The sequence below is a fragment of the Sulfitobacter mediterraneus genome (assembly GCF_016801775.1).
Lineage (GTDB): Bacteria > Pseudomonadota > Alphaproteobacteria > Rhodobacterales > Rhodobacteraceae > Sulfitobacter > Sulfitobacter mediterraneus_A.
In genome coordinates this window covers 3465131-3479774 of record NZ_CP069004.1, presented here as the reverse complement: position 1 = coordinate 3479774, position 14644 = coordinate 3465131, and the positions used below count along the sequence as shown (strand labels likewise).

Genomic DNA, 14644 nt, shown 5'->3' with positions numbered 1-14644 from the left:
CTGTTCATTCGTTCAGATCATGTAAAAGCCGGCTGTGTTTGCGGGTCTCTTCGATCAATTGGCCAAAGGTGCACACACCCCTGCCTTCCAAAAGCGGTAGCAGCTTGACCAGCGCCGCACCGGTCGCATGGGCATCACCGTAGGCAGTGTGGCGCAGCTCTGCCGGGATCGAAATGGCAAGCCGTTCGCATAGGGCGTCGAGTGAATGGTCCTCCGTGACCCCAAAGATCACGGCAGACAACAGCACCGTGTCCAGCACTGGATGGTTCCATTCCACCCCCATTTCCACCTCCGATTTGCGCAGCAGCCCGATGTCGAAAGGTGCATTATGGGCGACCAGAATGGCGTCACGGGCGAAATGGTGGAACGCGCGGCCCACCGTGGCGATATCGGGTGCATCCGCGACATCATCATCCGAGATCCCATGCACAAGAGTAGAGGCAGGCGGTATTTTACGGCCAGGATGCACAAAGCGATCGAATGTTTCGCCCGCGATCATCTGGCCGTTCAGGATCCGCACACCACCGATCTGAATGATTGCATCCTTCTCGACCGATAGGCCGGTGGTTTCAGTGTCAAACGGCACGTAACACAGATCGCGCAGTGGGCTGTCCCTGATCTCTTTGGTTTCGGCGACATTCATCAGACCAAAATCAAATACCAAAGGCCGCGCCTTGAGAAGCTGGCTGGCGATGGCCTGCACGTCGATCAGAACCATATGGCCGCCATCGCCGAGCGATTTCACCTGCGCGTCGAAGACCCGTACGGCGGTCTTATCGCCCAGTTTGAACGGCACCTCGGCGATGTCATCGGACAATTGGTCAATCGCATCGGTGAGCGTGGTGAGGTCAAAGTAATCGGACAAAGGTGCCTTGAGGCGCGGCGGTGCGATCTGTGACAGGACATCAGCGGCCTGACCGTCATAAAGAACAATCTCATGGGCCGGGTTCAACAGGATCGTTGCAATCGGAATTTCCGTCAGCAGCGCCGTCAGGCGCTCGCTTTCGTGTTTCAGGCGTTGTGTCTCATGCGCGACCTGCTTGGCTGTGTCCATCATCGACGCGTTCAGGGTGCGTGACAGCGCCCCTGCCGCCGGTGCCAGATCGCCCAAGTATCGCGCGGCGTCAGTGTCAACCGGCCCATCAATCCCCGAATGGGCCCGCAGCCGCAGATCGGCGGACAGCTTGTTGATCGGCTTGGCCACGTTTTCATCAAACAACAGCCAGACCGCTACGGCGAGGCCGGTGTTGAGAAAGGCAAACACGATGAAAGTGGTGATGAAGGGCGCGGCGGGCATGACCGTATCGGCCCGCGACCAGCCAAACCAAAGCGCCCCACCCGCCAGCGCCGCGCCTCCCGCCGCCAGAAGGCAGAAAAACAGGAAGATGCGCAAACGCAGGGACAGGCGGGTGAACATGTCAGCCCTCGCAGACCAGTTTCAGGATCGGATCATCGGCTGGCACCGTTTGCCAATCGGCATTGGCCACAGCACCGTCTGCACCAAAATCAGCCCCGTCGATCAACAAGGCCGAGCGCGGAGTGGCGCAATCAAACAGCATGGGCGCCTGACTGATCGGGGACCAGCGGCCAAAGAAATAGACATCGGCAAGCCGTTGATCCGGCAGATTTTCATTGCGGCGTGCCGTGCCAGTGTCGACTGCCGAAAACCGCTTGGTATAGGGCCAGATCTTGGTCCATGGGCGCATCCAGCCTTCTTCGTCGACCTTGAGCGCGATCTCGACACCTTCGGGCAGGCGCTCGGCGGTCCGGTCGAACCACGTATATTCGTTCGATATCGTCATGCCGATCATGCCCGCCCCTGCAGCGATGGGCATGATCCATTTGGGCAAGCGCCGACCTGTCGTGATATTCAACAGCATCACCACCCCGGCGCAGGCGATGCCGGCAAAAACCGTGGCAATCAATTCTACAAACATAATCCTATCCTATCGCACCTTTACCGGATCCCACGGCTGATTGCATTGTTTTGACCACCACAAAAGCATCGCGCAAATGGCTGCGCTCAAAATCAGACAGCCTCGATGGATCAAGGTAGTTGCCGGGCTTTTCTCCTGCCTTGATCTGCGCGGCCTGATGTTCAAGCCGTGTGACGGCGATCAGGTCGTAAGCGTCCAGCAGATCGGCACCGCCGGAACTGGACAACACGCCCGCAGCCATGGCCGCTTCTAACCGGGCGCGGGTGTTCACCGGGCTCAGACGGCCTTGCAGGGTGTAGATCCGGCCCAGATCCACCACCGGCACCACGCCTGCATGTTTGAGATCAAGCTGGTTGCGATGTTCACCGGATCGGATCGTCGCCAGCCCGCGCAACAGCCCCAAAGGAGGCTGATGCTTGAGAGAGTTCGAGATCATATGCGCCGTGAAGATCGAATTTTTGGACGCCTGTTTGAGGGTCTTTTTTTGCAATTCGGTAAACAGGCTTTGATCGCCGCCGATGGGCCGCAGGTCAAACATGACAGAGGCCAGCATCTGCGCTTCTGGGTCCGGCTTGGCGATCCAGCCTTTGAAATAGCCGCGCCAGACCTTCAATGGCTGGCACCAGCGCGGGTTGGTCGCCATCATATCGCCGGGGCAATAGAAATATCCGCAAGTATTCAGCCCATCGCTGACATATTTGGCGAGCGCGGCGAAATAGGGCATGTCAGCATTGGTCACATCATCCGACAGGATCAGACAATTGTCCTGATCCGAAACGCCGGTTTGTTCCTGCCGCCCTTGCGAGCCGCAAGCCAGCCACAGATACGGCACCGGCGGCACGCCAAGCTTGGCCTCAGCCAGTGCCAGCAACCTTCGGGTGGCAGTGTCGGCAATGTCGGTGATCAGGCGCGTGATGACCTCGTGACGGTTTCCGGCCTCTACCAGTTGCACCAACAGTTGCGGGATCTCGGCCGTGGCACGGGCCATCGCGGCGGCATCAGTGGCCTTGGCCACCCGGCCGACCAGATCCGCCGAGGACATGGCCTGGGCGCGGGTCAGATCGGTCTGGGTGACAATGCCCAGCAGGTCACTGCCCTCCACAATCGGAATATGACCAATGCCGCGTTCCACCATCAGATGCAGCACATCTGTGACCAGCGCCTTGGGGCCAAGGGTCAGCTGGGTCCGGGTCATCACGTCACTGATCGGGCCGTTGATATCGGCGCCCTGCGCAACAACACGGCCCGTCATGTCGCGTACTGTCACGATCCCCTCAAGCCCGTCCGGGCCGGTGACGCAGATGGATGAAATATGCGCCTCATGCATCATCGCGGCGGCGTCACGAATGGTGGTCTGCGGCGGACAAGTGACAAGATCGCGGGTCATCAATTGATCAACGGGCAAGGTGGTCAGGTCTTTGCGGTCCGCCCGCGCGGGGCGGCGGCGATCAAAGAACCGTGCGACAGCGGGCTGTCCCTTGATAAGTTCAAAAAGTGTTGCGGCGGGCATAACGATCATCCGCGATTGCGCGATGACTGTGGCGGTCCGGGAGGCGGTATCGCCGCGCAGCAAGGCGCGTTCGCCAAAGGAATTGCGCGGACCAAGGATCGACAATTGCACGCCGGTCTCGTCGGTAATCTCCACCTCGCCCTCGGCTATGATAAAAAGATCCGCAACAGTGTCACCCACGGCAAAGGCCAAATCCCCCGGCGCGAACTCTCGCGCCTCGCAGACAGAACCCAGGGCGTTCAGATCCCCTTCGGACAGGCTGTCGTAGGGATGAACCGAGGCAAGAAACTGGATCAGGTTGGCCGGAAGAGGCATATCGCAGGCCTTTGTAAATGAGGTGTCCCGCCCACAGTGACGCGGGCAGGACGGAATTGGAATGCGAGACACCGCCGCAGATTTGCAGCGGTGTCAGGCGTTTGTTTAGTGGTCTTCGACCGCACCGCCCGCACCGCGCGGGATGCGCACGCTTTGCACCAGATCCTTGATCTCTTGCGGGGTCTCTTTGGTCATGCCGGAGACCACATAGGCCACCGCAAAGTTGACCGCCGCGCCGATCGCACCAAAGGAGGTGGATTTGATCGGGCCAAGCAGAGGATCTGCATCGGTGAAGGCGTTGGTGTCAGGGATAAAGAACCACCCCTTGTGCAGGAAGATGTAGAGCAGCGTCACAACCAGACCGGCCAGCATGCCAGCAACCGCGCCCGTGTTGTTGATGCGGGTGGAGAAGATACCCATCATCAGCGCCGGGAAGATCGAAGCTGCAGCAAGACCAAAGGCAAGCGCCACGGTTTGCGCCGCAAAACCCGGCGGGTTAAGGCCCAGAAGAACCGCCACCACAATCGCCGCCGCCATCGAGATACGCGCCGCCAAGAGTTCTGATTTCTCAGACATGTTCGGGGTCAACTGACCCTTCAGCAGATCGTGAGACACCGCAGAAGAGATCGCCAAGAGCAGGCCCGCCGCTGTGGACAGAGCCGCCGCAATGCCACCCGCCGCCACAAGACCGATCACCCAGCCCGGTAGGCTTGCGATTTCAGGGTTGGCCAGCACAAGGATGTCGCGGTTGAAATTGGTCAACTCATTCCCGGTCCAGCCGTTGGCTTCGGCCTTGGCTTGCAGATCCGCGTTCTTGTCGTTGTAGTACTGGATCATGCCGTCGCCGTTTTTATCTTCCCAACCGAGAAGACCGGTTTTCTGCCATGTTTCCATCCAGGCGTACTGCGGATCGTTTTCGATCTGCTCAACGCTGACCGCTGCGCCGTCGGTGCCATTTGGCCACATCAGCTCAGAGATATTCAGACGCGCCATGGCACCAACAGCAGGGGCTGTGAGGTAGAGCAAGGCGATGAACACCAATGTCCAACCTGCGGACCAACGTGCGTCAGACACTTTGGGTACGGTGAAAAAGCGCATGATGACGTGCGGCAGACCTGCGGTACCGATCATCAGAGACAGGGTAAAGAGCACCATGTTGATGGTCGAGCCATGGGCGGCGGTGTATTCAGCAAAGCCAAGATCGCGCACGATCTGGTCCAGCTTGGCCAGCAGTGGCTCACCCGATGCCGTATGCTCGCCAAACAGGCCAAGCGCCGGGATCGGATTGCCTGTCAGTTGCAGCGAGATAAAAACAGCCGGGATCGTGTAGGCCGTGATCAACACGCAATATTGTGCAACCTGCGTGTAGGTCACACCTTTCATGCCGCCAAAAACCGCATAGGCAAAGACCACGCATGAGCCCAGAAGCAGGCCAAGCGTCGCGTCGATTTCCAGAAAGCGGCCAAAGGCAATGCCCACGCCCTGCATCTGGCCGATCACATAGGTGATGGAAGCCACCAGCAGACAGATCACTGCCACCATGCGTGCGGTCTTGGAATAGAAGCGGTCGCCGATGAACTCGGAAACTGTGAACTTGCCAAACTTGCGCAGGTAAGGAGCCAGCAACAGCGCAAGCAGCACGTAGCCACCGGTCCAACCCATCAAGAAGGAAGAGTTGTCATAGCCAGTAAAGGCAATCAGTCCCGCCATCGAGATGAAGGAGGCCGCAGACATCCAGTCCGCCGCCGTGGCCATACCGTTGGTGACAGGGTGAACACCCCGGCCAGCCGCATAAAATTCGGACGTGGACCCGGCACGGGCCCAGACCGCGATGCCGATGTAAAGCGCAAAGGACGCGCCAACAAACAGCAGGTTAAGTGTAAACTGATCCATTGTGATTATTCCTCGTCCACGCCGTGCTCACGGTCGAGCTTGTTCATCCGCCATGCGTAAAAGAAGATCAAAATCAGGAAGATGATGATCGACCCTTGCTGGGCGAACCAGAAACCAAGGTCGGTCCCGCCCACGGCGATGCCCGACAATGCCGGGCGCAGGATGATCCCGAACCCGAATGAGACCAGCGCCCAGATGGCGAGGCTGATCAGGATCAGACGCACATTGGCGCTCCAGTATGCGTTATTGCTTTCGTCTTGTTGGGACATGTGTTTGAGCCCTCCTTCGTTTGCTTTCTCAAGGCCCGGGTGGCGGGCCTAGGGTTCAAGCGTTATGCCGTGGCTTGCGACACAACGGCGTTGAGTTCGGCGGCAATATCGTCAATTGCGCCCATCGCAGGGACAGCACAAAGCGCCCCTTTGGTTTGGTAATAATCAATCAGTGGCGCGGTCTGCGCGTGATAGGCCTCAAGCCGTTGTGCCACGGTTGCCGCGTTGTCATCGGCGCGGCGCTTCATATCTGTTGAGCCGCAGTTGTCACAGGCGCCAGCCTTGGCGGTGGGTTTGAAATTGTCGTGATACCCTTCGCCGCATGCCCCGCAGGTGAACCGCCCCGAGATCCGTTCAACCATCGCCGCGTCCTCAACCTCAAGGCTGATGGCGGCGTTGATCCGCTGACCCGTGCCCGCAAGCAGGGCGTCCAATGCTTCGGCCTGAACCGTGGTGCGGGGAAAGCCGTCAAGGATCACGCCCTTGGCGCAATCAGGCTCGGCCAGACGGTCACGCAGGATCGCGATCACGATGTCATCGCTGACCAGATCGCCGGCTTCCATCACGGCCTTGGCCTGTTTTCCCGCGTCGGTGCCTGCCGCAACAGCGGCCCGCAGCAGATCACCCGTGGACAGTTGGATCAGCCCGTGAGTCTCTTCGAGCATCCGCGCCTGCGTGCCTTTGCCGGCGCCCGGAGGGCCAAGCAGAATAAGAACGGGTGCGGCGGTCGGTGTGCCTGCGCCATCCATCACGAGGCGCTCCGGTTCATGCGGTTGTTGATCAGATCATCCACAACGGATGGATCGGCCAAGGTCGAGGTATCGCCCAATGCACCAAAATCGTCTTCTGCAATCTTGCGCAGGATACGGCGCATGATCTTGCCTGACCGGGTCTTGGGCAGGCCGGGCGCCCATTGAATCAGATCCGGCTTGGCAATTGGGCCAATCTCGGTACGAACCCAAGTTTCCAGCTCTTTACGCAGGGCATCGGACGGCTCTTCACCGTTCATCAAGGTGACATAGGCGTAGATCCCCTGCCCCTTGACGTCATGCGGATAGCCGACCACGGCGCTTTCGGCGACTTTGGCGTGGGCGACCAAGGCGCTTTCGACTTCTGCCGTGCCCATGCGGTGACCGGAGACATTGATCACATCGTCAACGCGGCCCGTGATCCAATAGTCGCCGTCCTCGTCACGGCGACACCCGTCACCCGAGAAATAGTAACCTTTGTAATCGCCAAAATAGGTTTTCTCGAAACGCTCATGATCTTGCCAGACGGTGCGCATCTGGCCGGGCCAGCTGTCTTTGATGCACAGGACACCTTCGACACCATTGCCCTCGATCACCTCACCGCTGGTGGGTTCCAGCACGACCGGTTGCACACCAAAGAACGGCTGTTGCGCAGCGCCGGGTTTGAGCTGGGTTGCGCCGGGCAGCGGGGTCAACATGTGACCGCCCGTTTCGGTCTGCCAGAAGGTATCGACGATAGGGCAATTGCCCTTGCCGACAACCTCATTGTACCAGTTCCATGCTTCGGGGTTGATCGGCTCCCCCACAGATCCGAGCACCCGCAGATCGGACAGGTCGTGTTTTTCCACCCAGCTTTTGCCCGCGCCCATCAAGGCACGGATCGCGGTCGGAGCAGTATAGAATTGATTGACCTTATGCTTGGCGCAGACCTCCCAGAAGCGGCCCGCGTCGGGATAGGTCGGTACGCCCTCAAACATGATCGTGGTCGCGCCATTGGCCAGCGGTCCATAGACGATATAACTGTGGCCCGTGACCCAGCCCACATCTGCCGTGCACCAGAAGACATCGCCATCGTGATAGTCAAAGACGATTTCATGGGTCATGGAAGCATAGACCAGATAGCCGCCTGACGTATGCACCACGCCTTTGGGCTGACCGGTGGAGCCTGAGGTGTAGAGGATAAACAGCGGATCTTCGGCACCCATCTCGGCAGGGGCGCATTCGTCAGACGCCGCGGCCATCAAGGCGTTACAATCGTGATCGCGGTCGGTCCAAGTGGTCTGGCTTCCGGTGCGTTTGACAACCAGACATTTCACACTGTCCTTGCAATGCAAAAGCGCGGTGTCGGTGTTGGATTTGAGCGGCGTTTCTCGACCACCTCGGGGGGCGTAATCCGCGGTGATGACAACTTTCGCGTCACAACCGTTGATACGCGCCCCCAAAGCGTCCGGGGAGAACCCTGCAAAAACGATGGAATGAATGGCCCCGATCCGGGCGCAGGCCAACATCGCGTAGGCGGCCTCGGGGATCATGGGAAGATAGATAACAACGCGGTCGCCTTTTGCGACACCCAGATCCGTCAGGACATTGGCCATCTTGCAGACCGATGCGTGCAGATCCTTGTAGGTGATGTGCAGGGCCGCTTCCTTGTTTGGATCATCCGGTTCCCAGATGATCGCTGTTTGGTCGCCGCGGGTTTCGAGATGACGGTCGATACAATTGGCGCTGACGTTCAGCGTGCCGTCCTCAAACCAGCGGATGTCGATGTTGCCAGGCGCGAAGGAGGTGTTCTTGACGGTCTTGAACGGCTTGATCCAATCGATCCGCTTGCCTTCCTCTGCCCAAAAGGCGTCAGGGTCGGCTACCGATGCCGCATACATACGCGCGTAATCCTGTGCGGTTACATGGGGCGTGCGGGATGAATCTTTGGCTGATGGTTGGCTTGACGTGTTCAGCGGATCTGCGGTTGTCATGGTATCCTCCTCGTGCTGCGCGGCCTGTCTCGCAGTGAGAAACAGACAGCATCTTCTGAGGGAACATACTTAACTTTGTAAATAATCCGCGATTTCCGTTGGCTTTATTGCCACTTTCTGTAAATTTTTTTCGATTCTCCGAAAGCCTTTGTAAATAATTTCTCAAATCGCGAGAATCCGCAGAGTTTACTGACCTATAGTCAACTGCCGGGAAAATGGGGTCAGCGCTAACAGTATACAAACGTATACTGCGACACAGGTTCAAGCCGCGCCAACGCGCTGCGACAAATCGTCAACTGATGGTGAAATTGCGTACGAAAGAGGCGAATCGCACATTTTTTGAAGGAGGAAAGAAGCGAAGCGCGGAAATCTTGTGCCGCCGTCAAAACAGCAGGCCGCGCGAAACCGCTTGTACACCAAAGAATGATTTGGTGATCCGGGGCGCATTGGCTAGCGTGATCAAATGACAGATCCCCTTCCTCCGTTTTATGCCGCCGTCCCCGTTCAGGATGATTTTGCCGCCCTGTCGGACACCGAGAATTACACTTCATTGCCCGAGGATTGGTGGGTTGGCACATCGGACATCGTCGGATCAACGCAGGCCGCTGCCGCAGGCAAATACAAAACGGTCAACATGGTTGGGGCGGCTGTCATTTCTGCCCAGATCAACGCCCATGGCGGGGTCGCCTTTCCCTATATCTTTGGCGGTGACGGGGCAGGATTTGCTGTTCCGCCCGAATGGAAGGACCGCGCGACCGAAGCATTGGCCGCGGTTCAGGTTTGGGCCGCTGAGGAGTTTGATATGTCGCTGCGGATCGGCATGGTTCGGATCTCAGACGTGCGCGCGGCAGGTCATGATGTGCGGATTGCCCGGTTTGGCGCGGCGGCAGGCGTGGACTACGCCATGTTCGCAGGTGGCGGGCTGGCCTGGGCGGAGGCGCGTATGAAGGATGGCGCAAACGGCGTGCCGCCCGCACCGCCGGGGACACAGCCGGACCTCACCGGATTGTCCTGCCGTTGGAGTCATATGCCAAGCCGCTATGGCGCGATCCTATCCGTGGTGATCATGCCCGCCCGCACCGCAGAAGACCCCGCATTTGCAAAGCTGGCCGGCAAGGTTGTTGCTTTGGCGGGCGGTCTGGATCGGTCCGGTCATCCCGGCGACACCAGCGGCCCCGGCGTGGACTGGCCGCCTGCTGGCGCCCAGCTTGAAGCCCATGCTCAACACGGTGCAGGATCGCTCGGCGCTGCGCGACGCAAGGCGCTGTTTGAAAGCTTCGTCGCCTGGCTTCTGATCAAGACAGGGCTCAAGATCGGTGGATTTGACGCGCGCCGTTACCGCCGTGTGGTCGGCCAAAACGCCGATTTCCGCAAATTTGAGGACGGGCTGAAGATGACCGTTGATTGCGATCCTGGAACAGAGGCCAAATTACGAAGCCTTTTGGATCAAGCCGTGGCGGAGGGCGTTGTCAAATATGGCATTCATGCCCAGTCAGAGGCGATGATGACCTGCATCGTCCCATCCATCATGACAGACGATCACGTGCACTTCGTCGATGGTGCGTCTGGTGGGTATACCGTTGCCGCGCAGGCCATCAAAGGATGACCCGCGCAGCCGGCTGAGCTTTGGTGCGGGGCGATCAGCCCTCAAATACCTTGGCACCGTGCAGGCGGAACATGGCTGCACGTCGGTGCCCCTCCATTTCTTCGGTCGCTGCTTGACGGCCCGCAGGCAGCGCCACGGTCTCAACGCCCCGATCTTCAAGCCATTGGTGGGTGCAAATCTTGACAAATGAGCCGACCCAGAGCCCGCCCGTGTAGCGCCCTGCCCCCATCGTCGGCAGCGTGTGATTGGTGCCGCAGCATTTGTCGGAATACACAACCGAGGCATTCTCGCCGATAAACAACGACCCGTAGTGGCGCAGCTTCTTGCCCGTCGCTTTGGCGTCGCGGGTGTGGACCTGCAAGTGTTCGGCCGCGATGATGTCGGAATAGGCGATCATCGCCTCTTCGGTCTCGCACAGGACAATGGACCCGTAATCGCGCCAGGCAGGGGCGGCAACAGCAGCCGTGGAAAGATGGGTCAGCTGGGCCTCGACCTCTTTCAAGGTGGCCTCTGCCAGCGCCGCGTCGGTGGTGATCAAACCTACACGGGTGCGCACATCATGTTCGGCCTGCGCCAGCAGATCTGCGGCAACCATCACCGGGTTTGCTGTCTCATCCGCCACGATGAAAATCTCGCTTGGGCCTGCCAACTGGTCAATTCCGACCGGGCCAAACACCTGCCGCTTGGCCTCGTTCACGAACGCATTGCCGGGGCCGACAATCTTGTCCACCGAAGGCACGGTCTGGGTGCCAAAGGCCATCGCTGCGATGGCCTGCGCACCGCCAATGCGGAAAATCCGGTCTGCGCCAGAAAGGTGACAGCCGGCGATCATCGCGGGATGGGCGTTGGGCGGCAGACAGGCAATCACCTCATCGCAGCCCGCGACTTTGGCTGGAACAAGGCTCATGATCGGGGCAGACAACAACGGGAATCGGCCGCCGGGCACGTAGCACCCGACCCGCTCAATCGGAATGACCCGATGCCCCAAATGAATGCCCGGATGCAACTCGACCTCAAGTGGCAGGATCGTGTCCATTTGCGCCTGCGCAAACCGCCGGACATTATCGATGGCAAACTCGGTATCAGCGCGGGTTTGCGGATCCAGTTGCGCCAACGCCGCCTCGCGGTCCTGCGCTGTGACTTCAAATGCCTCAAGGTCAGAGTTGTCGAACTTGCGGGCATATTTTGCAACCGCCGCATCCCCATCGTTGCGGACATCGTCGAGGACCGTTTTGACCAGCCCTTCAATTTCTGCGGTGTCTTGCTCGGCGCTGCGCTCTGGCTGTTTCACAAAGGTCAGCTGCGCGTTCAGCGTGTCATCAATGTGCATCATGGTGGTCACTCTTTGCTGTGAAGGTCATTGGCCGCAATCATCCTCTCTAGCGGATCACCAATCAATTGACTTGAAGCGCTTGGTTAAGATAATGGACACCACAGGGAGTTCTCCATGGCCAAAGTCGGAAAACGTGTTGCCACATTGCGGCAAAGGCGGATGCTTACAGTGAGAGAGCTGGCAGCGCGATCGGGCATCGCGCATTCGACCATATCACTGATTGAAAGGGATAAAGTCAGCCCATCCGTCGATACACTGGCCGCCATTGTCGATGCACTGGGCGCGACCTTGACCGCATTTTTCGGCATTGAAGGTGTGCAAGAAGGCATACCCCCCTTCTATAGCGAGGCCGATTTGGTCGAAATAGGCTCCACCGAGCAAATCTCCTACCGCATGGTGGGAATGAACTTTGCCGAGCGGCAGATGCTCTTGATGATGGAAACCTATCAGCCCGGCGCGGTGTCGACCGAAGCGTTAAGCCACAAGGCCCAAGAAGGCGGGTTCGTGCTTCAAGGTGCAGTGCGGGTATCAGTGGGCGACGAGGTGCGCGTCCTAAAAGCAGGGGATGGATATTACTTCGACAGCCGCATACCCCATTCATTTGAGAACTTGTCAGATGGAGAAAGCAAGATCGTCAGCGCGGTCACGCCGCCAAATTACTGATCTTCGCTCGCGGCCAATTCAACCGCGCGAAAGTCGGGCTTTTGACAACTGTGATCGGTGGCGCGTTCGAACATCTGTGCCACCTGCAACACCTTCATATCATCATGCCGCGCCCCGACGATCTGGAGACCGAGCGGCATGCCATCCTGCATCCCCACCGGAACGGAAACCGCGGGTTGACCGCTCATGTTGAACGGGATGGTTCGCATCGGGGTCCATGTCGCCTTGCCATCTTCAAAGCTGTCGAACCGCTCTGCGGGGCGCAAGGTGGTTGGCAGGATCAACACGTCAAACTTTGCCATCGTCACTTCGACTTGCCGGGAAAAGTCCTGCACCACGGCTTGTCCTTGCGCGTAGGTCTGATCGTCCACACCACGACCGGCTTGCATCGTATCAAGCAGCATTCGGCCGACCTGATCAGAGGCCCGCGAAATCTCCGACCAGTGATTGCGCACTTGTTCATACAGCAATACGTCACAGGCCGCGGTCTCCAGCGGCGCATAGTCGGGCAAGTCCACGAGGGTCACTGACGCGCCTGCCAAGCTGAGATCGGAGGCGGCTTTGTCAAAATACTGAACGGTCTGGTCATCACACCAATTGCGAACAAAACCCACACGCAGCTTTTCCGATTGCCCGTCGGGCACTGGCATTCCGGCCATTGCCGTCATTGCAAATGACGCATCTTCCGCGGTCTGCGTGAGCAGCCCAATGTGATCCAAGGATTGCGACAGCGGCATGACGCCTTCCATCGGGAACCTGTCAAAGGTCGGCTTGAACCCAACGACGCCGCAAAAGGCCGCCGGGCTGCGAACAGACCCGCCCGTATCCGTGCCAAGCGCCAAGGGCACCATCCCGCCCGCCACTGCCGCTGCTGATCCCGAAGAGGATCCGCCGGTGATATGATCGGCATGCCACGGATTGCGCGGCTGGGCATAAAGACTGCTGGGGTCTGGCCCAACGGTGGCCATCTCATAGGTGGCGACCACCCCCACCAGCACTGCGCATTGCTCCCGTAGGATTTCAACGACCGGTGCATCCTGCGCCGCAATCCGATCCTCACAGAGAGACGAGCCCCAGCGTATCGGCCATCCCGCCACGTCGATCACGTCTTTGATGGCAACGGGAATGCCTTGCAGCGGACCATGGTCCAGATCTTCGGCAAAAGCGGCATCCGCCGCCGATGCGGCGGCAAGTGCCCCTTGCTGATCAACATGCACAAACGCACCGATCTGCGGATTGCGGTCCGTGATGCGGGTCAGAAATGCGCTGACAAGCTCAACCGAAGAAAGCCGCCCCGCCCGCAGCGCCGCCGCCATTTGCACCAGCGTCAGATCTGCGGGGTTGCCATCGGGGCCTTGGAGAATGGCCTGCATGTTGTGCATCTCACCCCTGCCAGGTCGCCCCTGCCGCATCATCGGTTGCGATGATGTGGTAAAGCGCGGCCTCGCCGGTCATTGAGGGCAAGGCGCGATGCATGACCCCTTCTGGCACAGACATCGTATCACCGGGCGCCAATGTGGCGGACCCGCCCTCGTAATCCACGCGCCAATGGCCTTTGACCGGCATCAGGACCGAAGGCCGGTCATGTTTGTGCATCTCTTCGGAGGCGCAGGCGCGGGTGATGAAATCAATCTCGAACCCTGGTTTATCCCGAATGATTCCCTTCTCGCCGATCACCTTAACCGGTGCCTCCTCTGCCAGCGCGACCATATCCAGATAGCGGCGCACATAGCCGCCGATCACCTGCATGGCGCTTGGGCAATCGACCTTGTCCAGCTCTGCTTGGGTCAGCAGCGGCATTGGGCCAACACCATCGGGCAGGTTTTCACCTTTCTTGCTGTCATAGAGCTTGCCGTTCTCACCAAGGATCAACCCGTGCGCCTTGGCGTCTTCGATCACATGGGGCGCCCAGATCACGCCGCCGCCTGCATCGTCGCCGCCCAGAACCGCCATGATCATCCCATAGTCGGTACCGATGTTTTCGAACCCGCGAAAGATGTTCGTGGGAATGTTGAAGATGTCGCCCTCTTCCAGGATGACCTCGCCTGCATCGCCATGCTCACCCCAGAAGAACCGCCAGCGACCGCTGAGGATGAAGAACACTTCTGCTGTGCGGTGGTTGTGCAGGGAATTGCGGCACTTGGGCGGCTGGCCTGCTGCGCCAATGTTGAACCCATGCGGAATACCGATATGCACATGCTGGTCCGGGCTTTCGCTGACACCGCCGCCGATAATCGTGAAGTTTTCCTTTTGATCGCTACCGGGGGTGTGGGCGTCGATAAATGCAGTGCGGCAAGGGCGTAAATCGCCATAGCGCACGATGCGGCTTTCCATGTCCTGTGGTGTCATCTGGTTATCCTTTGTTATTTCGCACGCCTTTGGCGCGGTTTGTTATC

General features: G+C 59.0%; 12 protein-coding genes. 2 read left to right on the top strand and 10 right to left on the bottom strand.

Annotated elements, in window-relative coordinates; all coding sequences use genetic code 11:
* Positions 1-4: 4 nt before the first annotated feature.
* The 7 genes from JNX03_RS17165 to acs form a co-directional block, all read right to left on the bottom strand.
* Positions 5-1417 (bottom strand): 3'-5' exonuclease, encoded by a 1413-nt coding sequence (locus JNX03_RS17165; RefSeq protein WP_203210208.1) that lies wholly within the window; start codon positions 1415-1417, stop codon positions 5-7.
* Position 1418: 1 nt separating this feature from the next.
* Complete coding sequence (locus JNX03_RS17160) at positions 1419-1937, bottom strand: hypothetical protein (RefSeq protein WP_203210207.1); 519 nt, start codon at positions 1935-1937, stop codon at positions 1419-1421.
* Between the two features lie 4 nt (positions 1938-1941).
* Positions 1942-3762: a DUF294 nucleotidyltransferase-like domain-containing protein gene (locus JNX03_RS17155; RefSeq protein WP_203210206.1), complete on the bottom strand. Its 1821-nt coding sequence runs from the start codon at positions 3760-3762 to the stop codon at positions 1942-1944.
* A 105-nt stretch (positions 3763-3867) separates the two neighbouring features.
* Positions 3868-5655 (bottom strand): sodium:solute symporter family protein, encoded by a 1788-nt coding sequence (locus tag JNX03_RS17150; protein ID WP_203210205.1) that lies wholly within the window; start codon positions 5653-5655, stop codon positions 3868-3870.
* 5 nt (positions 5656-5660) lie between these two features.
* On the bottom strand, positions 5661-5924 hold the full coding sequence (locus JNX03_RS17145; RefSeq protein WP_025047491.1) for a DUF4212 domain-containing protein: 264 nt from the start codon (positions 5922-5924) through the stop codon (positions 5661-5663).
* A gap of 62 nt (positions 5925-5986) precedes the next feature.
* Positions 5987-6673, bottom strand: a complete 687-nt coding sequence (locus tag JNX03_RS17140) for an adenylate kinase (protein ID WP_203212281.1) — start codon at positions 6671-6673, stop codon at positions 5987-5989.
* Complete coding sequence (acs, locus tag JNX03_RS17135) at positions 6673-8646, bottom strand: acetate--CoA ligase (RefSeq protein ID WP_203210204.1); 1974 nt, start codon at positions 8644-8646, stop codon at positions 6673-6675. Before acs ends, JNX03_RS17140 begins: the two co-directional genes overlap by 1 nt.
* A gap of 463 nt (positions 8647-9109) precedes the next feature.
* Between acs and JNX03_RS17130 the strand changes: the two genes are divergently transcribed.
* On the top strand, positions 9110-10252 hold the full coding sequence (locus JNX03_RS17130; RefSeq protein WP_203210203.1) for a DUF3095 domain-containing protein: 1143 nt from the start codon (positions 9110-9112) through the stop codon (positions 10250-10252).
* A gap of 34 nt (positions 10253-10286) precedes the next feature.
* On the opposite strand, the gene hisD is transcribed toward JNX03_RS17130, so the two are convergent.
* Positions 10287-11585: a histidinol dehydrogenase gene (gene hisD, locus JNX03_RS17125; protein WP_231024378.1), complete on the bottom strand. Its 1299-nt coding sequence runs from the start codon at positions 11583-11585 to the stop codon at positions 10287-10289.
* 114 nt (positions 11586-11699) lie between these two features.
* Between hisD and JNX03_RS17120 the strand changes: the two genes are divergently transcribed.
* A complete protein-coding gene (locus JNX03_RS17120; RefSeq protein ID WP_203210202.1) occupies positions 11700-12248 on the top strand; it encodes a cupin domain-containing protein in 549 nt (182 codons plus the stop codon).
* Here JNX03_RS17120 and JNX03_RS17115 read toward each other — a convergent pair.
* Both JNX03_RS17115 and JNX03_RS17110 read right to left on the bottom strand, forming a co-directional pair.
* Positions 12242-13621, bottom strand: coding sequence for an amidase (locus JNX03_RS17115; protein WP_203210201.1), 1380 nt, complete (start codon positions 13619-13621; stop codon positions 12242-12244). The genes JNX03_RS17120 and JNX03_RS17115 overlap by 7 nt on opposite strands.
* A 10-nt stretch (positions 13622-13631) precedes the next feature.
* Positions 13632-14597 carry a cupin domain-containing protein gene (locus JNX03_RS17110; RefSeq protein ID WP_203210200.1) on the bottom strand — a complete coding sequence of 322 codons (966 nt, stop codon included), beginning with the start codon at positions 14595-14597 and terminating at the stop codon, positions 13632-13634.
* Between the last annotated feature and the right edge of the window lie 47 nt (positions 14598-14644).